Source organism: Streptomyces sp. NPDC005141 (assembly GCF_053599975.1).
This window is the reverse complement of the sequence record NZ_JBSFYW010000012.1, coordinates 90,580-111,876: the sequence shown is the minus strand read 5'-3', so window position 1 is coordinate 111,876 and position 21,297 is coordinate 90,580. Positions and strand designations below refer to the sequence as shown.

Genomic DNA, 21,297 nt, shown 5'->3' with positions numbered 1-21,297 from the left:
TGCGCCGCGCAGCACCCGGACACGACCGCTGGACTGCGGTGATGCGCGGGGCGCGGCTGCTGGAAGCAGGGTATGGCATGCCTGTGACAATTGAGGAGTGAGTTTCGGGGGTGCGGAGATCGGCTGCGCACTCTCAGCGGAGATCCGCTGCGCACGCTCGATTTCTCAGCCGTCGTCCTCGGTCGCGCGCGAGCACCGTGACCCGGTGGACGTTGCGGGTCGCGATACGCGGGTCGGCGGCCTGTTTCGGCAGGCTCAAGCCGGATGCGCTGTGCGTCGCGGCTTCCTGCGGGGTTCGGGCGCCTCACGGGATGCGCCGGGCTTCCCCACTGGAACCACCCGCATCGGTGCGGCAGTCTTCTTCCTCGTGGGAAATCTTCCGTCTCAGAGTGCGTCGAGTGACGCCGGTGCGCACATGGTGGTGGCCGGGGACGACGCCCTGGCGCATCGGCTGGCCGCCGAGTTGCGTGGGGTGTACGGCGAGCGGGTGACCCTCGTGGTGCCGCCCGCCCAGCACGGTGTACGGCCGCCGGTCGTCGGGCGGACGCGGGCCACCGCCTTGTTCGACCGGGTGTCCGCGGCGGTGAACCGGGCCTCCGGGAACGGAGGCGGGGCCGGGGCCGGGAGTGGTGAGGCCGGGGGTGTCCGGGCAGGTGAGACGCCGGGTTCCGAGCGGGTGCTGGAGGCCGCCGAACTGACCGAGAGCGTGCTCGCCTACGCGGGCGTCGAGCGGGCCGCCGCGCTCGCGCTCGTCTACGACGACGACGAGACCAACATCCGTGCCGCGCTCACCGCCCGGCGGCTCAACCCGCGGATCCGGCTGGTCCTGCGGCTCTACAACCGGCGCCTCGGACAGCACATCGAGGCCCTCCTCGACCAGGCCTCGGCTCTGGCCAACGCCGCGGCCATGGCCGCGGCCGACAGCGCGCTCGCTGCCGGCGCCGGGGCCTCGCACAACGCCGGAGCCGCTTCAGGGCCCGATGCCTCGCGGGCGGACGGGAGCGCCGAGGCCTTCGACGCGTCCACCACCGTGCTGTCCGACGCCGACACCGCCGCGCCCGCGCTGGCCGCTACCGCCGTGGCCGGTACCAGCAAGGTCGTCCAGACCGACGGGCTGATGCTGCGCGCGGTGGAGCGGCCGCCGCCCGGTCCTGGCGAAGTCGCCGATCCCGGGCTGTGCACGCTGGCGCTTCTCTCCGCCACGACCAACGACCCGGCCGGCGCGGACGGTTCGGAAAGCAGCGGAGCGCAGGGTCCCCAACTCCTGCCCGACGAGAGGGCGGTGGCCGCCGCGACCGGACGTGGCACCGTCGTCCTGGAGAACGTGTCGTACTCCGGTCCCGAACTGTCCTCCGGACGGGGCGTCGTCCCCTGGTTCGGTTCCCTGCTGTCGCGGCGGCTGCGCTGGTCGTTCGCGGGGCTCGTCGCGTGTGTGATCGGGCTCGCGGTGGCGTCGATGCTGGTCACCAGTGAGCCTCCGCTCCAGGCGACGTATCTGACTCTGCTCGATCTCTTCGCCATCAACGATCCGGCCATCGGTCAGCCACTCGGGCGGCAGATCCTCCAACTCTGCTCCGGAGTGGTCGGGTTGCTGCTGCTCCCGGTGCTTCTCGCCGCCGTACTGGAGGCGCTGGGCACCTTCCGCAGCGGGTCCGCCCTGCGTAAGCCGCCGCGCGGACTGTCCGGGCACGTGGTGCTGCTCGGGGTCGGCAAGATCGGTACACGGGTGCTGGCCCGGCTGCGGGAGCTGCGCATTCCCGTCGTGTGCGTCGAGGCCGATCCCGAGGCGCGGGGACTGGCGCTGGCCCGGCGGCTGCGGGTGCCCGTGGTGCTGGGGGACGTGACACAGGAAGGCGTGCTGGAGGCCGCCAAGATCCATCGGGCGCACGCGCTGCTGGCGTTGACGAGCGCGGACACGATGAACCTGGAGGCCGTGCTGTACGCACGGACCCTGCGGCCCGACCTGCGGGTCGTACTGCGCCTGTACGACGACGACTTCGCGACCGCCGTGTACCGCACCCTGCGGGCCGCGCATCCCGACGCGCTGACCCGGAGCCGCAGCGTGTCCCATCTGGCCGCGCCCGCGTTCGCGGGGTCGATGATGGGGCGCCAGATCCTCGGGGCGATTCCCGTCGAGCGGCGGGTGCTGCTGTTCGCCGCGGTGGATGTGGGCGGGCATCCGCAGTTGGAGGGGCGCACGGTCGGGGAGGCGTTTCGGGCGGGGGCGTGGCGGGTGCTCGCGCTGGACACGGCGGCGCCCGGGGAACGCCGGGCGGCCCCGGCGTCCGCCTCGCGCGGCCCCGGTCTGGTGTGGGACCTGCCCTCCACGTACGTGCTGCGGGCCGAGGACCGCGTGGTGCTCGCCGCGACGCGGCGGGGGCTCGCGGAACTGCTCGGCCGACGGCCTCGGCAACGGGCCGGGGCCTAGGCCCCGGCCCGTGTCGGGCACAAGCCCGACGTGGGCCCGGCGCAGGCCCCGGGAGGGTTCTGGAACCTCGCGGAGGGACGACGCGGCGCATGGAGGGGACTTGGGGCCTTCCCGGCCCTCCCGTCCCCCGTCTCCCATCCCTCTCATCCCTCCCCTCCCTCCCTCCCAGAGGGACGCGGGGTCCGCACGAGGGGGCTTGGCCCTCCCGGATCGGGACCGTGCAGCCGGGAAGGGGCTCGGACCCCGGACGGACCCGGGTGGAGGGTGCCGGGCTACTTCCCCAAGTGGCGCTCCGCGAAGTCCAGTTCCAGACGGACCTGCTTGATGCGTTCGTCGACCACCAGGGAGCCGTGGCCCGCGTCGTAGCGGTAGACCTCGTGGACGGCTTCGCGGGCGGCGAGGCGGTGGACGTAGTTGTCGATCTGGCGGATGGGGCAGCGGGGGTCGTTGACACCGGCCGAGATGTACACGGGGGCCTTGACCGCGTCGACGTAGGTCAGCGGAGAGGATGCCTCGAAGCGTTCGGGCACCTCTTCCGGAGTGCCGCCGAGCAGCGTGCGGTCCATGGCCTTCAGCGCCTCCATCTCGTCGTGGTACGCCGTGACGTAGTCGGCGACCGGGACGGCGGCGATGCCTAGGGCCCATGCGTCGGGCTGGGTGCCGAGGCCGAGGAGGGTGAGATAGCCGCCCCAGGAACCGCCGGTGAGGATCAGGCGGTCGGGGTCGGCCAGACCGGACGTCACCGCCCACTCGCGGACCGCCGCGATGTCCTCCAGCTCGATGAGCCCGACGCGGTGCTTGAGCGCGTCGGTCCAGGCGCGGCCGTAGCCCGTGGAACCTCGGTAGTTGACCCGGACCACCGCGTACCCGTGGTCGATCCAGGCCGCCGGGCCCGCCGCGAACGAGTCGCTGTCGTGCCAGGTCGGGCCGCCGTGGATCTCGAAGACGGTGGGCAACGGGCCGGTGGTGCCCGCCGGCTTCTGGATCAGGGCGTGGACGCGGCCGCCGGGCCCCTCGACCCAGACGTCCTCCACGGGGACCGATCCCGGGGACTTCAGGCCGGGCGGGTCCAGTACGATCTCGCCGTTCGTCGAACGGACGGCCGACGGTTCGGCCGCCGACGACCACAGGAATTCCACGGTCCCGTCCGGGCGGGCCGTCGCCCCGGAGACCGTGCCGGGCGGGGTCGCGACCGGGGTCAGCTCGCCGGAGGCGAGGTCGTAGCGCCAGAGGTCGCTGCGTGCCTCGAAGCTGTGGGCGATGAGGAGGGCCGAGCCGTCCGGATACCACTCGGCGGCCACGTCACCGGGGAGCTCGAGGCGCAGGTCCGTCTCCGCGCCGGTCGTCACCTCCCACACCAGGGGTTCCCAGCGGCCGCGCCGCTGGTGCCCGATGAGCAGCCGGCTGTCCCCGTCGACGGGGGCGAAGCCCAGCACCTCGAGGCCCAGCTCGACCGTGCCGCCCTCGGTGTCGTCGAGCTCGGCGACCGCCGAACCGTCCGGGCGCAGCACCCGCAGCGCCGAGTGCATCGCGTCGCCGTGCTCGGTGTGCTCGACGGCGATCAGCGAGCCGTCGTGCGAGAGGTCGCCGACCCCGGCCGACTCGCGGTGCCGGTAGATCTCCACCGGGGCCTCGCCCGCGCGGGCCAGGTGGATCGTCGAGCCGTCGTCGTCCGTCGAGCGGCCCACGACGGACGTACGCCCGTCGCGGCAGATGGCCAGGCCCGCCGGGTAGGAGGGGTCGAGACCGGGGACCGCCGGCTCGTCGGTCTCTCCGTCGACGAGGGGGGCCTCGAAGGAGCGGCGCCGCCAGACGCCGAACTCGTCGCCGTCCTTGTCGTCGAACCACCAGATCCACTCGCCGTCGGGCGAGAGCACCCCGTCCGTCGTGCCGTTCGCCCGGTGGGTGACCTGGCGCTGCTCTCCCGTCGCGCGGTCCCACGCGTACAGCTCGTACGTCCCTGTCGCGTTCGAGACGAACAGGGAGCGGTGCGGGGCGTCCTCCGCCCAGTCCGGCAGGGACACCCGCGGTGCCCGGAAGCGCTTCTCCCAGTCGGGCATGTCTGCCTGCTGCTGCTCGATGGACCTGGTGCTCTCAGTCATGGCCCCATAGTGCCTGGCCCGTCCGGCCCGTGCCGACGAGGTCCCCGGCCTGTGGACAACTTCGCGGCGCCCCGGGCACTCCGCCGCCCTCCGACCGGCGCGCGGAACGGAGCCGGCGGTCGGGGAAGACGGGCGGGGGCCGGTGTGGCCGTGGAGGCAGATGCGCAGGTCAGGGCCGATGTCAGTGCCGGGGTGCAGACTTTTCGCATGACCGATCTGCGCAAGACCGTCGAGAGTTACTGGGCCACCGCCAACGCCCGGGAGTGGGTCGCGTTCGCGGACCTGCTGGCCGAGGACGTCGTCTACACCCTGCCGCAGACACGGGAGCGCATCAGCGGCAGAGCGCGGTACGTCGAGTTCAACCGCGAGTATCCGGGGGACTGGCAGGCCCGGATCGAGCGGGTCATGACCGAGCCCGGTCAGGCCGTCACCTGGACCCTCGTCACCGTGGGTCTGGAGAAGCTGCACGCGATCACGTTCTTCACGGCGGACGACGAGGGCCGTATCGCCACGGTGACCGACTTCTGGCCCGAGCCGTACGAGCCGCCGGCGGGCCGGGGGCATCTGGCCGAGCGTTACTGAGCGGGACCCACGGCCGAGTCCCGCACGGCGGCCCCGTACCGTGGAAGGCGTGTACCGGTTCCTGCTGACGCCCCGCTGGTGGGGGATCAACGTCTTCGTGCTGTTGGCCATCCCCTTCTGCGTGTTCATGGGGTCGTGGCAGTTGGGGCGCTTCGAGGACCGGGTGCAGGACCACCGGACGGCGGACCGGGCGGCCTCGGCGGCCAAGACGGACGCGGCCCGACCGCTGGCCGAGATGCTGCCCGTGACCACGGAGACGTCCGGAAGGCAGACCACCGCGAAGGGCCGGTACGGCAAGCAGCTCCTCGTGCCCGGCCGCGAACTGGACGGCAGGCGCGGGTACTACGTGCTGACGCTCCTGCGGGTCGACGGCGGCAAGGCGCTACCGGTCGTCCGGGGCTGGCTCCCCGGTGACGCCGACCCGGCGAAGGCCCCGGCCGCGCCCGGCGGCGAGGTCACCGTCACGGGTGCCCTCCAGGCGTCCGAGAGCCCCGGGTCGAACGGTGTCAGCACGGCCGGGGGGCTTCCCCCGGGGCAGACCGCCGCGGTCAGTTCCGCGTCGCTGGTGAACCTCGTGCCGTACGCCCCGTACGACGCGTGGATCACGCTGGCCGAGGCCGACGCCGGGATGAAGGCGGTGCCTCCGACCGCGCCGCAGAACACGGGCCTGGACCTCAAGGCGTTCCAGAACCTCGGCTACACCGGCGAGTGGTTCGTCTTCGCGGGCTTCGTCGTCTTCATGTGGTTCCGGCTGCTGCGCCGCGAGGTGGAGTTCGCCCGCGACGCCGAACTGGGGCTGCTCCCGGACCCGCCCGAGAGGCAGCCGGGGAACGACGACGCCACCACCGCGGTGCCGCCGTCCGCCACGGCCTGACACCACCACCGTCCGCCGCAGCCACTGCCTGCCCGCACGGCCGGGGCGAGCCCGAGCTCCAGGCACCGCCCCCGGCCCACGCGTCGCGCACGGGTCGGCCGGCGTGGCACGCACCGGTCAGGACGCCGCCAGGATCCCTGTGCGATAGACCGTGCCCGCGCAGGCGTTGGCGATGTTCACCGATGCCGCCGCGCCGCCCGTCGCCGCCGTGCTGGAGACGACGACACTGCCGTCCTGCACACCGTCCTCGACGAGGAGCTGGGCCACGGTGGCGCTTCCCGACTCGGTCCCGGTGCCGCCGGTGTCGGTGGCGCCTTCCGTGGGACTCGGGTCCGGTGAGGGTTCCACGGTCGGGCACGTCTCCGAGGGCACCCAGGCGAACTTCACCAGATACGAGGCGCCCGGCTGGAGCACCAGGGAGGCGACCTCCGTGGAGGGGTCGGGCAGCCCGGTGGCCGCGTCGCCCGCCACATGCGTCGCCACACCTACCTTGCCGCCGTCCGCCGCGCCCTGGGCGGCCACGTTGACGGTGCCGGCGCCGGTGACCGTGCAGGCGGTCGTGGAGACGTTCGAGACGGTGAAGGAGCCGTAGACCGCGCCGGTGGAGTCCGGGCCGGCGGCGACACCGGAGGCTCCGCCGAGCTGGTTGATCGCGCAGGCGGTGGCGGCCGCGACCGAGGCCGAGGGATCGGCACCGCCGGTGGCGGCCCCGCCCGGACCCGTGCCCTTGCCGTCCGGCGTCTTCGTCCTGTCGTCCGTGCCCTTGCCCTTGGACGTGCCGGCGGAGCCGCCCGCGTCCTTGCCGCCGTCCGAGCCCTTGCCCTGGCTCGCGCCGCCCTGGGCCTCCGCCGTGTTGCCCACCATGGACGGATCGGCGTTCGACCCGGAGGAGTTGGAGACGTGGACGAACGCCGGGATCGCCGTGCCGATGAAGAGCGCCGCGGCGGCCATGCCGACCACGGCCTGGCGCTTGCGGGCCCGTCGGGCCGGTACCGCGCGGCGCAGATGGTCCAGGGTGCCGTCGGCGGGTTCGATCTCCTCGACGGCCTGGTGCAGCAGCCGGCGCAGTGCCAGCTCGTCGGAGCCGAGGTCTTCGGGTCCCAGTCCGTCCGTGCCCTGTGTGTCGGGCTGTTCGTCGGGGCCGTGGTTCACAGTTCCGTTCCCAGCGTGCGATTGCTTGTGCTCGTGTTCAGGGGGTCCCTGTTCCTCGGGGCGTCGCCGTTCGTCGTACCCGCTCATGCCGAGGCCCCCATGGCGACACGGAGCGCGGCGATACCGCGCGAGCCGTACGCCTTCACCGAACCCAGGGAGATGCCGAGCGTCTCGGCGACCTGGGCCTCGGTCATGTCCGCGAAGTAGCGCAGGACCAGGACCTCGCGCTGGCGGCGCTGGAGCCCCTTCATCGCCTTGATCAGCGCGTCGCGCTCCAACAGGTCGTACGCGCCTTCCTCGGCGCTCGCCATGTCGGGCATCGGCTTCGAGAGGAGCTTGAGGCCGAGGATGCGCCGGCGCAGGGCCGAGCGCGAGAGGTTGACGACGGTCTGGCGCAGATAGGCGAGCGTCTTCTCAGGGTCCCGAACGCGTTTGCGCGCCGAGTGCACCCGGATGAAGGCCTCCTGGACGACGTCCTCGCAGGAGGCGGTGTCGTCGAGCAGGAGCGCCGCGAGGCCGAGAAGCGACCGGTAGTGCGCCCGGTAGGTCTCGGTGAGATGGTCGACGGTGGTTCCCGCCGCCAGGGTGTCCTCGGCGCCGTCGCGCTGATTCGGGATGCGGGCGGGCCGCGCTGCGGGCATGGGCGCGATCACCGGCATGCCGCCGGGCACGCCGGGGCTGCGGAGTCGGCGGGGTGGACGCAGGGCCGTGCCCCTTGTCTGTACCGCGGTGAATTCGAGTACCTCTGCCACGCCTGTTGGACACACGTCCCCCCTGCAGGGTTGTACGCGACAGGCATCACATTCGCGTCGGGGGGCACATTGGCCGGAACCCTGTCCGCGGGAACGCCGCCCGGACGGCCCGTCGGTACGCCGTACAGCGAGCGCGACAGTGCACCAAATGCCCTCATGCGTAACAGCTCTTCCCTTATGCCCAATGCCCTGTCGCCCCCCGGAGCCGCTGAATGGCGACCGCAAAGACGCTCCCCGCCCTCCGCGCGGTTGCGGAGAACGGGGAGCAAAATCTTCGAACACCCACAGGGGTCCGTTCAAGTGGTCCGGACCATTAAATTGATCACTGGACCAACGCAGATCCTACAAACCAATCACCCGAAGAGCACCGAGATTCCTGTCGGCACGTGCCGGGAGCGCAGAACCTGTGGATCCGGTGCGCATCCTTCAGACCGGTCCTAGGGGGTCCTGATGATCTCCGCCGCCACCAACTCCGCGATCTGGGCGGTGTTCAGGGCAGCACCCTTGCGCAAGTTGTCCCCGCACACGAACAGTTCGAGAGCCGTCGAATCGTCCAGGGCCCGGCGGACCCGGCCCACCCAGGTCGGATCGGTGCCCACCACGTCCGCGGGCGTGGGGAACTCACCGGCGGCCGGGTTGTCGAAGAGCACGACGCCAGGCGCGGTGGCCAGAATCTCCCGGGCCTTGTCGACGGTCACCTCGTCCTGGAAGCGGGCGTGCACGGTCAGGGAGTGCGTGGTGACCACGGGGACGCGGACGCAGGTCACGGCGACCTTCAGATGGGGCAGCCCGAGGATCTTGCGGGTCTCGTTGCGTACCTTCATCTCCTCCGAGGACCAGCCGTCCTCGGCGAGCGACCCGGCCCACGGCACCACGTTCAGGGCGACCGGCTCCGGGAACGGGCCCGTGTCGTCACCCACCGCCCGGCGTACGTCACCGGGGCTGGTCCCCAGTTCCGTACCGGCGACGAGGGACATCTGCCGGCGCAGGGTGTCGACGCCGGCCCTGCCCGCGCCGCTGACCGCCTGGTAGGAGGAGACGACGAGTTCGCGCAGCCCGAACTCGGCGTGCAGGGCGCCGAGAGCCACGATCATGGACAGGGTCGTGCAGTTCGGGTTGGAGACGATCCCGCGCGGACGCACGCGCGCGGCGTGCGGATTGACCTCGGGGACGACGAGCGGCACTTCCGGGTCCATCCGGAAGGCGCCGGAGTTGTCGACGACGACCGCGCCCTTGGCGGCGGCGATCGGCGCCCACTGGGCGGCCACCTCGTCCGGTACGTCGAACATGGCGACGTCGATCCCGTCGAAGGCCTCCTCCGACAGGGCCACCACCTCGACCTCGACACCGCGCACGGCCAGCTTGCGGCCGGCCGAGCGCGGCGAGGCGATCAGACGGATCTCGCCCCAGATGTCCGCGTGCTGGGACAGGATCTGGAGCATGACCGTGCCGACGGCCCCGGTCGCTCCCACGACCGCGAGCGTCGGTCGTCCGGTCATCGCCCGGTGCCTCCGTAGACAACGGCCTCGTCGCTGTCGGAGTCGAGTCCGAAGGCGCTGTGCACGGCGCGCACCGCGCCGTTGACGTCGTCGGCGCGGGTGACGACGGAGATGCGGATCTCGGAGGTCGAGATCAGCTCGATGTTGACCCCGGCGTCGGTGAGCGCCTCGAAGAAGCCAGCCGTCACACCCGGGTTCGTCTTCATACCGGCACCGACGAGCGAGATCTTGCCGATCTGGTCGTCGTAGCGCAGCGACTCGAAGCCGATCACGCCCTTCGCCTTCTCCAGGGCGTCGATGGCCTTGCGGCCCTCGGTCTTCGGGAGGGTGAAGGAGATGTCCGTCAGGCCCGTGGTGGCCGCCGACACGTTCTGCACGATCATGTCGATGTTGATCTCGGCGTCGGCGATGGCGCGGAAGATCGAGGCGGCCTCGCCCGGCTTGTCCGGGACACCGACGACCGTGACCTTGGCCTCGGAGGTGTCGTGAGCGACACCGGAAATGATGGCCTGCTCCACCTTCTGGTCCCCTTGCTGCTGTGTCTTTTGAACGAGTGGTGCGCTGCTGACCCAGGTGCCCTGAAGCCCGCTGAAGGACGAGCGCACATGGATCGGGATGTTGTAGCGGCGGGCGTATTCCACACAGCGGTGGAGCAGCACCTTGGAGCCGGAGGCGGCGAGCTCCAGCATGTCCTCGAAGGCGATCCAGTCGATCTTCTTCGCCTTCGTCACCACCCGCGGGTCGGCGGTGAACACGCCGTCCACGTCGGTGTAGATCTCGCACACCTCGGCGTCGAGCGCCGCGGCGAGCGCGACGGCCGTGGTGTCGGACCCTCCGCGCCCCAGCGTGGTGATGTCCTTCTTGTCCTGCGAGACGCCCTGGAACCCGGCGACGATGGCGATGTTGCCCTCGTCGAGCGCCGTACGGATACGGCCCGGGGTGACGTCGATGATCCGCGCTTTGTTGTGGACCGAGTCGGTGATGACACCTGCCTGGCTGCCGGTGAAGCTCTGGGCGCTGTGGCCCAGGTTCTTGATCGCCATCGCCAGCAGCGCCATGGAGATCCGCTCTCCGGCGGTCAGCAGCATGTCGAACTCTCGTCCGCTGGGCATCGGAGATACCTGCTCGGCGAGATCGATCAGCTCGTCCGTCGTGTCGCCCATCGCGGAAACGACCACGACCACTTGGTGGCCGTTCTTCTTCGCTTCCACGATTCGCTTGGCGACGCGCTTGATGCCCTCGGCATCGGCTACGGAGGAACCTCCGTACTTCTGCACGACAAGGCCCACGTGCGCTCCTCGCTCAATCCGTCTCTGCACCGCACTACTGCGGTCGGCTCAGTCTAACGAGCGGCCGGATTTCCCTTCCGAGGTATCGCATCGTGAGATGTCCCGCTCACGACGTGATCTCTCGGGATGTCAGGTCAGCAGGGACATCCGGCCGCTCCGAGACGGCACCTGCCCCTGCCGGGGCCCCGGCACTCCGAAAGTGCCCCGAGTCACACCGCGAACCCCGTCCGGAGCACTGTCGGCCGTGTCGCGGACCTCGGCCGGAGCACGGTCGGCTACTTGACCGTGCGCAGGCCGAGCGGCCCGGCGATCTCCTCCGCCATCACCTTGCCAGCCTCCTCCGCGAGGGCCTCCTCGCCGATCTCCTGGTCGGTGTCGAGGCCGTCGAGCTCCTCCAGGGGCTGGTTCAGCCGGACGTGGGCCACCACGGACTGCAGGGCGCGCAGGGTCGCGGAAGCGGTGGAGCCCCAGTTGGAGAAGTAGGAGAACTGCCACCACCACAGGGCTTCCGTGGTGCGGCCCGCGCGGTAGTGGGCCATGCCGTGGCGGAGGTCGGCCATGACGTCGGCCAGGTCGTCGGAGATACGGGCCGGGACGGGGGCCTTGCGCGGCTCGTAGGGGTCGAAGACCTCGGAGTAGACGTCGATCGGCTCGAGCATCACCGCGAGACGCTCGCGGAGTTCGTCCACATCCGCCTCCGGGCCGAGGTCCGGCTCGTAGCGCTCGTCGGGGACGATGTCCTCGTGCGCGCCGAGACGGCCGCCGGCCAGGAGGAGCTGGGAGACCTCCAGGAGGAGGAAGGGCACGGCCGAGTCCGGCTCGTCGCCCTTGGCCACCTCGGTGACGGCGACCAGGAAGCTCTCTACCTGGTCCGCGATCTGGACCACGAAGTCGTCGGGGTCCGGGCTGGTCGCGTGCAGCGTGGCGTCAGACATCTAGGAGTCGTCTCCCCTCGAAGGCGCGGCCGAGCGTGACCTCGTCCGCGTATTCCAGGTCGCCACCCACCGGGAGGCCGCTGGCCAGGCGGGTGACCTTGAGGCCCATGGGCTTGATCATGCGGGCGAGATACGTGGCCGTGGCCTCGCCCTCCAGGTTCGGGTCCGTGGCCAGGATGAGCTCGGTGACCGCGCCGTCGGCGAGACGGGTCAGGAGTTCCCTTATCCGCAGGTCGTCCGGTCCGACGCCCTCGATCGGGCTGATCGCGCCGCCGAGCACGTGGTACTTGCCCCGGAACTCACGCGTCCGCTCGACCGCGACGACGTCCTTCGGCTCTTCCACCACACAGATCACCGAGAGGTCGCGGCGCGGGTCGCGGCAGATGTTGCACAGCTCCTCCTGCGCCACGTTGCCGCAGGTCGCGCAGAAGCGGACCTTCGCCTTGACCTCCAGGAGGGTCTGCGCGAGCCGGCGGACGTCCGTCGGCTCCGCCTGCAGGATGTGGAAGGCGATCCGCTGCGCGCTCTTGGGACCGACGCCGGGGAGCCGCCCCAGTTCGTCGATGAGGTCCTGAACTACGCCTTCGTACAACGGATCGCCTTTCCGAGTGCCCTGGTACCGCCTGGTTCCGTCTTACGTTTCTTCCTGGTGCGTACGGTAGTTGGCCGCCACCGGTCTTAGAAGGGCAGACCGGGGATACCGCTGCCGCCGCCGAGCCCCTGGGTGAGCGGGCCGAGCGTCTGCTGCTGGAGCGCCTGCGCGTTCTCGTTCGCCGCCTGGACGGCCGCGACGATCAGGTCGGCGAGCGTCTCGGTGTCCTCGGGGTCGACCGCCTTCGGGTCGATCACCAGGCCGCGAAGCTCTCCGGAGCCTGTCACGGTCGCCTTCACCAGGCCGCCGCCCGACTGGCCCCCGACCTCCGTCCGCGCCAGCTCCTCCTGCGCGTTCGCGAGGTCCTGCTGCATCTTCTGGGCCTGCTGCAACAACTGCTGCATATTGGGCTGGCCACCACCGGGAATCACGATCAGCTCCTGGTTTCGAGTACGGCTGTCCGGACCGTTTTTCCTGTCCAGCATGAGCCTACGTGGTCGACGGGCCCGTCGCCCAAGCACTCTTTCGAGTGACACCGTCACGCCGCCTATACCTGATCAAGACCCTCTTCCGGGCGGAAAGACGTTGAAACCAGGTCCATCGCCACCCATTGGGCGGTAGGAAGGGGGCGGCGCATTCGCACCACGCGTCACAAGGCGTCACGCAACGTCAGTTTCATGACCGTCGTCCGTCATCACCGTCGTCAGTTAGGGAGTGCCGGGTGAGTCAGCCGGAGATGCAGCCCGAGGGGCCGCCCCAGGACGGGCGGAGCGAGGGGGCGGCGGGGCTGCGGCCGGGCGACCTGACCGGTCGGCCGTTCCCGCTCGGCGACTGGGGGGAGCCCGCCGAGCGGCTCCATGAGCTCTACCGGTGGGTGGAGCAGGGGGCGCTCGACACGGCGGCCTGGTACCTCTCCGACCGTATGTGGAAGCGGTGGGGGGCCCGTCTGCTGCGGTGCGGTGCCGCGCTGGGTGCCGTCGCCGGGGCCGCGCTGCCGTTGCTCGACCTCACCGGGTCCGTGCGCGGTGCCGCCCCGTGGGGGTATCTGGCGCTGCTGTCCGCGGTCGCCTGCGTCGCCGTCGACCGGTTCTTCGGAGTGACCTCCGGATGGATAAGGGATGTGGCCACGGCGCAGGCCGTGCAGCGGCGGCTTCAGGTACTTCAGTTCGACTGGGCGTCCGAGAGCGTCCGGGAGGTCCTCGGGCCCGCGGACGGGACGGCCAGCGAGGCGGCCGACCGGTGCCTCGGGGTGCTGCGGAGGTTCTCGGAGGACATCACGGAGCTGGTGCGCACCGAGACAGTGGACTGGATGGTGGAGTTCCGCACGGGACCGGCGCCGCTCGGGATCCAGTCGTCGTCGGCGGGAGTGCCCCGGGTCGACGGGTCGCCCCTGAACGGACGCGTGCCGCTGCCGCCGGGAACCCGCCCGAACATGCCCCGCCAGCGCCCGCCGGAGCCCCGGTAGCGGTCCCGGGGCGCCGTCACCCGGCGCCGCAGAGCTTCAGCCCGACCGGCGTCCCGCACGGCAGATGGCCGTGGGTACGGACGACGTCCTGGCCGCTGCCTCGGCTGATGTAGGAGAGGAAGCTGGAGGCGAGGGAGTCGGCGGGCGGCTGTCCGTAGGTGTAGGCGTACTCGATCTCGCGGTACGGGTAGTCCGAGGTGCCGTGCTCCAGATCCTCGACGGAGGCGTCGTGACCGTCGAGGCCGATCCTGTGCAGACCTTTGTGGCCGCCCGCGCTGTTGAGTTCGCTGTAGCCGATCGCGCCGGGCAGCTCGGAGACCGTGTTCAGCACCTGCTCGGTGGAGTCGAGCTCGCAGCGCACGAGCGGTGCCGTCGCGTCGTCCTTGTGGACGCAGTCCAGTGAGGAGTTGGCGATCTCGCCGCGGCCGAGCACCCGCCGCTGGAACACCTGCCGGGTACCGGAGTTGGCGTCCCGGCTGACGAGCAGGACGGTCCTGTCGAGTCCGCCGAGCTGCTTCCAGTTCCGGATCTCACCGCGGTAGAGACGTCGTACGTCGGTCAGCGACAGGTTCTTCACCGGTACGCCGTCGTTGACGACCAGCGCGAAGACCGACACCGCGATCCGGTTCTCCCTCAACCGCGGGAAGTCGCCCGGCTTGGGGCCGTCGGAGAGGGCGACGACGGCCGGGGACCCGTTCTTCGACTCCTTCCCCGCCGCGTCGAGTTCGCGCACACCGGCCGTGCTGCCGTGGGCGTCCACCGTGATGGCGGAGCCCTCGCAGTCCTGCTCGTACTTCTCGGCCAGTTCGCGCATCACGGGCTCGAACGCGGTCGAGCCCGTGACGGTCAGGGAGCCCTGCGCACAGCCGATCGGCGGTCGCGAGTCGTCGCGCAGGACGACGAGCAGGGCGAGCGTCACGACGCACACCGTCAGCAGCACGGTGATCAGCCGGGCCGCGCGGCTGAACAGCGGTGGCTGGTCGTCCGGTGTCGTGCTGCGGTTGGGCCGGACCTCGCCGTCCCGGATGCCGCCGACGATCCGTATCGGACACCCCACGTCGCCGCCCGACAGCAGGACGAGCAGCTTGAAGTGCTCGCCCCGGTTGAGCGGGACCCGCGGGATGCGCAGCGTGCCGTCCTCGTAGCCGATGCCCGCGGCCGGGGTGAAGTGGTCCATCAGATGGTCGGTGCCGGGCGGCTGGGTCACGGACACACCGCGGATCGTGCGGTCGGTGAACACCGCGGTCAGACCGTGCCGTTCACGGCTCGTGTAGTCGTCCCCGGCGATGCTCTGCGAACCGTCGTTCTCGATCCGCAGCAGCACGAGGGTCGCGTCGGACATGCCGGGCGCCTCGTCGAACAGCCCGAGCCGTACGTTCGCGCGTCCCGAGTGGACGTCGTCCCCTATCGGGTTGTCCATCTGGACCCGGTAGCCCAGGCGTTTGCGGCGCGGCACCCTGCGCTCGTACCAGACCATCACGGCGGAGGCGACGACACCGATGACGGCGGTCCCGACGGCCACGACGTTCTCCGCGCTCAGCCACTCCACTGTGAGCCACTCCCCCGAGCACTGCGGTGCGGTGCGGTCACCGTACGGCGCGAGCCGGAAACTGCCCACATACGGGAGGTGAACTTCGACAGCCCCGGGCGGCACGACGGTCGGCGCGTTCGCCCGAGGGGCCCCTCGGGCCACTGCCCGCGGGGCCCCTCGGGCGGAGTCCCTGGCTCAGCCGCTCTTCGTGTAGGTCAGCTCGGCCTCGGCCGCCGAGCCGGTCTTCGCCCGCCGCAGCCGGCCGTCCGGCAGGAGGGCGACCTCTGAGGCGTCACCCGCCTTGCAGGACGGCGGTTCACCGACGGTGACCTGGGAGGGACCGATCTCCAGCGGCCCGTCGGACCCCGGGGCCGCGGCGAGGGCGGCCTGGAAGACACAGTGGTAGTCACTGCCGTCCGCGATGACCGTCAGGACCGTGTCGCCGACCTCGCCCTGCTGGATGGTCAGCCGACGGGTGTGGTGGCCGCTGGTGTTGTCGATGACCGCGTCCCAGGTGCCGAGGAAAGCCGCGGGGACGGTGCCGCCCTGGGTCGCCGAGGCGCTGGGCGACCCGGAGCCGGTGTTCGGTACCTGCGGCGCGCTCTGCCCCGGTGTCGTCGGCGCGCTGGAGGTGGAGGCGGACGCCTTGGGGTCGTCCTGACCGCCCCCGCCCACTCCGCCGTTCATCAGCGCGTACACGCTGCCGCCCGCGCCGAGCGCGACGACCAGGGCCACGACGACGAGAAGAGCGGTGGACCGGCCGCTCCTGCGCTGGGGTTCGGGGCCGAGCGGGGCGGCGGCGCCGTACGGAGGGGTCGGGCCGTACGGCGGGGTGACGCCGCCGGGGCCGTACGGGCCCGTGGCGACGCCCGGTCCGTAGGGCGGCGTCGAGCCGTACGGCGGCTGCTGGGGCGAGCCCCAGCCGGCCTGCGGGTAGCCGTACGCGGGGTGGGCCGGGCCCTGGCCGGAGGGCTGCGGGTGCTGCTGCGGATAGCCGTAGGCCGGGTGCGGGGTGGCCGGTGCCGCCGGGGGAGGCGTCTGGCCCGAGCCCGCGACGAGGGTGGGGAGATGGTTCACGGGCCCGGGCTGCCCGGGCGGAGGCGGGGTGGCGCCCCCCTCGGCCGGCGTGGGCGCGTGCTCCGGGGAGGCCTCGGCGGACGCGGCGGGCGTCGAGGAGGAGGCGGACGGCGTCGAGGAGGCGGGCGAGGCGGACGGCGGCTTGGAGAGGTCCGGGGCGGGGACCTGCGGTACGGGAGCCGGAGGCAGGGCGGGCAGCGCCGGCACGGGAGCGGCACCGGGCGCCGGGGCGCCGGCCCGGGGCTGCGCCTGCCCCTCGTCGGGGTTCTCCGTGTCGAGCAACTTCACGGCGTGGCGGCCCAGTTGGGCGACCAGCGCGGCGGGCAGCCACGGATCGAGAGCGCGCCCGTCCAAGACGGTGTCCTCCGCGCCCGTGCGCGCCAGGATCTGGTCGAGGCCGGGCCGGGCTTCGGGGTCCTTGCGCAGGCAGGCGCGCACGAGATCGGCGAGGCCCTCGGGCACCCCCGTCAGGTCGGGGTCCTCCTGCGCGATGCGGAACATCATGGCGTGCACACCGCTGTTGGCCGCCCCGAACGGAAGCGTGCCGGTGGCGGCGTACGACAGGACCGAGCCCAGGCAGAAGATGTCGCACGCCGACGTGACGCGGTCACCGCGCACCTGCTCGGGGGCCATGAATCCGGGCGAGCCGACGAGCGCCCCGGTGCGGGTCAGCCCGCCGTCGATCACCGTCTCCAGGGCGCGCGCGATGCCGAAGTCGATGACCCGGGGGCCGTCGATGGTGACGAGGACGTTGGAGGGCTTGAGGTCGCGGTGGATGAGGCCGGCGGCGTGGATGTCCTTGAGCGCGTGCGCGAGGCCCGCGGCGAGGATGCGCACGGAACGCTCGGGCAGTGCGCCGTGGTCGCGTCCCACGACGGCCTGCAGCGAGGGTCCCGCGACATAGCCCGTGGCCACCCACGGAATCCCGGCCTCGGTGTCCGCGTCCAGGACGGGTGCGGTCCAGAGCCCGCCGACCCGGCGCGCGGCCTGCACCTCCTGGCGGAAGCGCGCCCGGAACTCCTCCTGCTCGGCGAGCTCCTCGCGGACGAGTTTGACGGCGACGGTACGTCCGCGGTCGGAGCGCGCGAGATAGACGTGGCCCATCCCGCCGGCACCGAGCCGCGCAAGCAGTCGGTACGCCCCGATCCGCTGCGGATCCCCTGCCCCCAGCTTCTCCATGGCTGCGCCCACCCTCCCCCATATGTGTGCAACAGACCGAGGATAGTGCGCCTCACGGGGAGGTGGACGGGGCGGTGTCTACGGTTCCGTCACGGCTGGTGCCATTTTCGTAACAGGTGCCGCCGATTCCGTGGCGTCCGGCGCCGCCAGATCGTCGAGGACGGACGACAGCCGCTCCAGGACGCGGACGGTCTCGGCGAGCCCGTCCGCGCCGAGCGCCTCGGCGAGGCGGTCGGCGAAGGCGGCGTGGCCGGGGCCGATCTCCGCGACGGCGGCGCGGCCCCGCTCGGTCGGGGCGAGGAGTTTGGCGCGGCGGTGGGCGGGGTTGGGCAGGTACTCGGCGAGGCCTCTGTCCACGAGCAGGTCGGCGACGCGCTGCACGCTCTGCCGGGTGATGCCCATGACGCGGGCGATCCCGGAGACGGGCAGGGGTTCGCCGAGAACGGCGCCGAGCACCTGCCACCAGGCGGCGGTGATCCCGGCGGGCCGGGCCAGTTCCTCGGCCACGGAGAGGTACTGGCCGTTCAGCCGGAAGACCGCGAGGGCACTGCGGCTGAACAGGTCCTGTCGCCGCCGGCTCACCCGCCCGCCCTCTCCAGTACGGCATACGCCTCGGCGTCGGAGTCGTGGAAGAGCCGGTACCAGGCGTCCAGGACCTCGCCCTCGTAGACCCCGAGCAGCCGGAAGACCTCGCGGGCGAAGGCGACGGGTTCGGTGGGCCCCGCGGTGACGAGCCCGCCGTCGGTGACGGCGTCGGCGTCGATGTACCGCTCGCCGCCCCGGTACCCCGTGGCGGCCAGGTAGAAGGAGACGGCGCTGGTGTGGTCCCGGTCGTCGAGCAGTCCCTCGCGGGCGAGGCCGGCCGTCGCCCCGCAGATCGCGGCGACGGGGACACCCGCGTCGAGGAACGCGCGGGCGGTACGGGCGAAGGGGGCCAGGTCCTCGGAGGTGTCCCAGAGGTCGGCGCCGGTGAGGACGAGCAGCGAACTGTCCTCGGGGCGGAGCTCGTCGAGCGCGAGGTCGGGCTGGACGCGCAGCCCTCCGATGGTGGTGACCGGCTCCCGGCCGGGGCCGACCGTGCGGATCGGGTATCCGGCGCGGGCGAGATGGGCCGTCGTGTGCCCCGTCTCCCAGTCGGCGAAGGTGTCGTAGACGGCGAGGTGGACGGGCTTGCGGGGTGCGGAACCTGTGCCGGCGTCTGCGGTGGCGTTCATGACTCCTCCTCGGGCGGGCGGAAGTGCTTATGTAAGCATGCTGTCAATAAGACAGGATGCTGTCAAGCACTCGACGTGCACCCGCCGACCGCAGGTGGCCCGTGGGCCGGACGAAGGCAGTCCGGGCGTCGGGCCGAGAACCCGTGGTGCCGACCGTGGGCATCCCGCGCCCCTCCGCCAAGCCCGACAGACTGTCGCGGAAAGGCCCCGACCACAGACAGGACGCCGATACCGCGCCCGGTCCGTGGGCATTTACGCTTCGCCGCATGACCCCTCAGCCCAACCCCCAGGCCGGCGCCGCCGTGAAGGCCGCGGACCGTGCGCACGTGTTCCACTCCTGGTCCGCGCAGGAGCTCATCGACCCGCTAGCCGTCGCCGGCGCGGAGGGGTCGTACTTCTGGGACTACGAAGGCAAGCGGTATCTGGACTTCACCAGTGGGCTCGTCTTCACCAACATCGGGTACCAGCACCCGAAGGTCGTCGCCGCGATCCAGGAACAGGCCGCGACCCTGTCCACGTTCGCGCCCGCCTTCGCCGTCGAGGCGCGTTCGGAGGCGGCCCGGCTGATCGCCGAGCGGACCCCGGGCGACCTGGACAAGATCTTCTTCACCAACGGCGGCGCGGAGGCCGTCGAGAACGCCACGCGGATGGCCCGGCTGCACACCGGCCGCCCGAAGGTGCTCTCCGCCTACCGCTCGTACCACGGCGCCACCTCCACCGCGATCAACCTCACCGGTGACCCCCGGCGCTGGCCGAACGACAGCGGCGCGGCCGGTGTCGTCCACTTCTGGGCGCCCTTCCTGTACCGCAGCCCCTTCCACTCCGACAGCGAGCGGCAGGAGTGCGAGCGCGCGCTGCAGCACCTGGAGGACACGATCGCATTCGAGGGGCCCGCGACCATGGCGGCCCTCATCCTGGAGACGATCCCGGGCACCGCGGGGATCATGACGCCGCCGGCCGGCTACCTCGCCGGGGTGCGGGAGATCTGCGACCGGTACGGGATCGTCTTCATCCTGGACGAGGTCATGGCCGGGTTCGGGCGGACCGGCAAGTGGTTCGCCGCCGATCACTACGACGTCACGCCGGACCTGATGACCTTCGCCAAGGGCGTGAACTCCGGCTATGTGCCGCTGGGCGGCGTGGCGATCTCCTCCGCCATCGCCGAGACCTTCGCCAGGCGGCCCTACCCGGGCGGGCTCACCTACTCCGGGCACCCGCTGGCCTGCGCCGCCGCCGTCGCGACGATCAATGTCATGGAGGAGGAAGGGATCGTCGACCAGGCCGCGGCCATCGGCGAGACCGTCCTCGGACCGGGACTGCGCGAGCTGGCCGAGCGGCACCCGAGCATCGGCGAGGTACGCGGCACCGGTGTCTTCTGGGCGCTGGAACTGGTGAAGAACCGGGAGACCCGGGAGCCGCTGGTTCCGTACAACGCCGCGGGCGAGGCGAACGCGCCGATGGCCGCGTTCGGTGCCGCGGCCAAGGCCCGCGGTCTGTGGCCCTTCATCAACATGAACCGCACCCACGTCGTGCCGCCGTGCAACATCACCGAGGCCGAGGCCAAGGAGGGGCTGGCGGCCCTGGACGAGGCGCTGTCGGTGGCGGACGAGCACACGGTGTGAGGCCGTAAGGGAACTCCCCGCCCCCGCGGGGGCCGGTCGCGCGGTTCCCGGCGCCCCACGGGGTGCCGGGAAATCCGCTCGCCGATTCCCCAACGCGTATGGTGGCCTGCTCGACGAGATACGCGAGTAGACACGCGCACCTACCCACGCGATGGGGGAGTGAGACGACCACCATGGCCGGCACCGGCGGCAGGGGCGCCGTAACCCGTAGCACCCTGCGGCAGCAGATCGCGGACGCGCTCCGCGACGAGGTGCTCGGGGGCCGTCTCCGGCCGGGCCAGGAGTTCACGGTGAAGGAGATCGCCGAGCAGTACGGCGTCTCCGCCACCCCCGTCCGCGAGGCCCTGGTCGACCTGTCGGCCCAGGGACTCCTGGACGCGGACCAGCACCGCGGCTTCCGCGTGCACGAGTACTCCGCCGCCGACTACCGCGGCATGATCGAGGCGCGCAGCCTGATCACGGAGGGCATGTTCCAGAGCCTCGTGGCCGACGGTATGCGGCAGGCCGACGATCCCCGCGCGCTCGCCGCCCTCGCGGCCGTCCGGCGCCGCGGCGAGGAGGCCCAGCGCGCGGCCTCCGCAGGCGACCTGAACATCCTCATCGGCTACGACCTGCGCTTCTGGCGCGAACTGAGCAGCCTCTTCGGCAATCCCTACCTCGGCGACTTCCTGCACCGGCTGCGGGTCCAGTCCTGGGTCTGCACGGTCCAGCACCTGCGCCGGGTCGCCGATCTGAAGGGCCAGCTGTGGTCCGGCCACACGGAGCTGGTGGACGCCCTCGCCCGCCGTGACCCCGACACAGCGCGGGCGATCGTGGCGGCGTACAACGAGCACGCGCTCGCCCTCATCGAACGCCTCGACGCCACGTGAGACCCCGGCCGGGGCGCGGATCACCCCGGTCCCGCGTTTGAGGACACCCCCGCCGGGGATCGGGGGGTTGGGGGCGTGGCCCCGAGCGGCGGGCCGGTCCCGGCCCACCCTGGGGACCTACTTGCGTACCGGCCT

Annotated in this window: 18 protein-coding genes; 6 read left to right on the top strand and 12 right to left on the bottom strand. The window is 71.8% G+C overall.

The genetic code is table 11. The features are described from left to right. The first annotated feature begins 415 nt into the window (after positions 1–415). The gene (locus ACWD68_RS12500; RefSeq protein ID WP_451806394.1) at positions 416–2,428 is read left to right on the top strand and encodes an NAD-binding protein; all 2,013 of its coding nucleotides are present in this window, start codon (positions 416–418) and stop codon (positions 2,426–2,428) included. Positions 2,429–2,700: 272 nt separating this feature from the next. Here ACWD68_RS12500 and ACWD68_RS12495 read toward each other — a convergent pair whose 3' ends face one another. Then, the gene (locus ACWD68_RS12495; protein ID WP_451806393.1) at positions 2,701–4,530 is read right to left on the bottom strand and encodes a prolyl oligopeptidase family serine peptidase; all 1,830 of its coding nucleotides are present in this window, start codon (positions 4,528–4,530) and stop codon (positions 2,701–2,703) included. Between the two features lie 207 nt (positions 4,531–4,737). Between ACWD68_RS12495 and ACWD68_RS12490 the strand changes: the two genes are divergently transcribed. Both ACWD68_RS12490 and ACWD68_RS12485 read left to right on the top strand, forming a co-directional pair. Beyond that, a complete protein-coding gene (locus ACWD68_RS12490; RefSeq protein WP_451806392.1) occupies positions 4,738–5,112 on the top strand; it encodes a nuclear transport factor 2 family protein in 375 nt (124 codons plus the stop codon). 49 nt (positions 5,113–5,161) lie between these two features. Continuing rightward, the gene (locus ACWD68_RS12485; RefSeq protein ID WP_451806391.1) at positions 5,162–5,986 is read left to right on the top strand and encodes an SURF1 family protein; all 825 of its coding nucleotides are present in this window, start codon (positions 5,162–5,164) and stop codon (positions 5,984–5,986) included. Between the two features lie 117 nt (positions 5,987–6,103). On the opposite strand, the gene ACWD68_RS12480 is transcribed toward ACWD68_RS12485, so the two are convergent. The 7 genes from ACWD68_RS12480 to ACWD68_RS12450 form a co-directional block, all read right to left on the bottom strand. Then, positions 6,104–7,138 carry a hypothetical protein gene (locus tag ACWD68_RS12480; protein WP_451806390.1) on the bottom strand — a complete coding sequence of 345 codons (1,035 nt, stop codon included), beginning with the start codon at positions 7,136–7,138 and terminating at the stop codon, positions 6,104–6,106. Between the two features lie 83 nt (positions 7,139–7,221). After that, positions 7,222–7,797 carry a SigE family RNA polymerase sigma factor gene (locus ACWD68_RS12475; RefSeq protein ID WP_451806449.1) on the bottom strand — a complete coding sequence of 192 codons (576 nt, stop codon included), beginning with the start codon at positions 7,795–7,797 and terminating at the stop codon, positions 7,222–7,224. Positions 7,798–8,327: 530 nt separating this feature from the next. Continuing rightward, positions 8,328–9,389 carry an aspartate-semialdehyde dehydrogenase gene (locus ACWD68_RS12470; RefSeq protein WP_451806389.1) on the bottom strand — a complete coding sequence of 354 codons (1,062 nt, stop codon included), beginning with the start codon at positions 9,387–9,389 and terminating at the stop codon, positions 8,328–8,330. Continuing rightward, positions 9,386–10,678, bottom strand: coding sequence for an aspartate kinase (locus tag ACWD68_RS12465; protein WP_451806388.1), 1,293 nt, complete (start codon positions 10,676–10,678; stop codon positions 9,386–9,388). Before ACWD68_RS12465 ends, ACWD68_RS12470 begins: the two co-directional genes overlap by 4 nt. Positions 10,679–10,953: 275 nt before the next feature. After that, the gene (locus ACWD68_RS12460) at positions 10,954–11,613 is read right to left on the bottom strand and encodes a DUF5063 domain-containing protein (RefSeq protein ID WP_451806387.1); all 660 of its coding nucleotides are present in this window, start codon (positions 11,611–11,613) and stop codon (positions 10,954–10,956) included. Continuing rightward, positions 11,606–12,205, bottom strand: a complete 600-nt coding sequence (gene recR, locus ACWD68_RS12455) for a recombination mediator RecR (RefSeq protein WP_451806386.1) — start codon at positions 12,203–12,205, stop codon at positions 11,606–11,608. The genes ACWD68_RS12460 and recR overlap by 8 nt, the downstream gene beginning before the upstream one ends. 86 nt (positions 12,206–12,291) lie before the next feature. Next, a complete protein-coding gene (locus ACWD68_RS12450) occupies positions 12,292–12,636 on the bottom strand; it encodes a YbaB/EbfC family nucleoid-associated protein (RefSeq protein WP_266765781.1) in 345 nt (114 codons plus the stop codon). Between the two features lie 290 nt (positions 12,637–12,926). Here ACWD68_RS12450 and ACWD68_RS12445 point away from each other — a divergent pair, with 290 nt between their 5' ends. Then, positions 12,927–13,670 carry an SLATT domain-containing protein gene (locus tag ACWD68_RS12445; protein WP_451806385.1) on the top strand — a complete coding sequence of 248 codons (744 nt, stop codon included), beginning with the start codon at positions 12,927–12,929 and terminating at the stop codon, positions 13,668–13,670. Between the two features lie 16 nt (positions 13,671–13,686). Here the strand turns inward: ACWD68_RS12445 and ACWD68_RS12440 are convergent, their stop codons facing one another. The 4 genes from ACWD68_RS12440 to ACWD68_RS12425 form a co-directional block, all read right to left on the bottom strand. Then, positions 13,687–15,219 carry a substrate-binding domain-containing protein gene (locus tag ACWD68_RS12440; protein WP_451806448.1) on the bottom strand — a complete coding sequence of 511 codons (1,533 nt, stop codon included), beginning with the start codon at positions 15,217–15,219 and terminating at the stop codon, positions 13,687–13,689. A gap of 177 nt (positions 15,220–15,396) precedes the next feature. Next, on the bottom strand, positions 15,397–17,457 hold the full coding sequence (locus tag ACWD68_RS12435; RefSeq protein WP_451806384.1) for a serine/threonine-protein kinase: 2,061 nt from the start codon (positions 17,455–17,457) through the stop codon (positions 15,397–15,399). A 78-nt stretch (positions 17,458–17,535) separates the two neighbouring features. Beyond that, a complete protein-coding gene (locus ACWD68_RS12430) occupies positions 17,536–18,039 on the bottom strand; it encodes a MarR family winged helix-turn-helix transcriptional regulator (RefSeq protein ID WP_451806383.1) in 504 nt (167 codons plus the stop codon). Further along, positions 18,036–18,671: a type 1 glutamine amidotransferase family protein gene (locus ACWD68_RS12425; RefSeq protein ID WP_451806382.1), complete on the bottom strand. Its 636-nt coding sequence runs from the start codon at positions 18,669–18,671 to the stop codon at positions 18,036–18,038. The genes ACWD68_RS12430 and ACWD68_RS12425 overlap by 4 nt, the downstream gene beginning before the upstream one ends. Before the next feature lie 266 nt (positions 18,672–18,937). On the opposite strand from ACWD68_RS12425, the gene ACWD68_RS12420 reads away from it, so the two are divergent. Next, on the top strand, positions 18,938–20,293 hold the full coding sequence (locus ACWD68_RS12420) for an aminotransferase class III-fold pyridoxal phosphate-dependent enzyme (RefSeq protein WP_451806381.1): 1,356 nt from the start codon (positions 18,938–18,940) through the stop codon (positions 20,291–20,293). A 173-nt stretch (positions 20,294–20,466) separates the two neighbouring features. Then, positions 20,467–21,162: a GntR family transcriptional regulator gene (locus ACWD68_RS12415; RefSeq protein ID WP_451806380.1), complete on the top strand. Its 696-nt coding sequence runs from the start codon at positions 20,467–20,469 to the stop codon at positions 21,160–21,162. Positions 21,163–21,297: the final 135 nt, after the last annotated feature.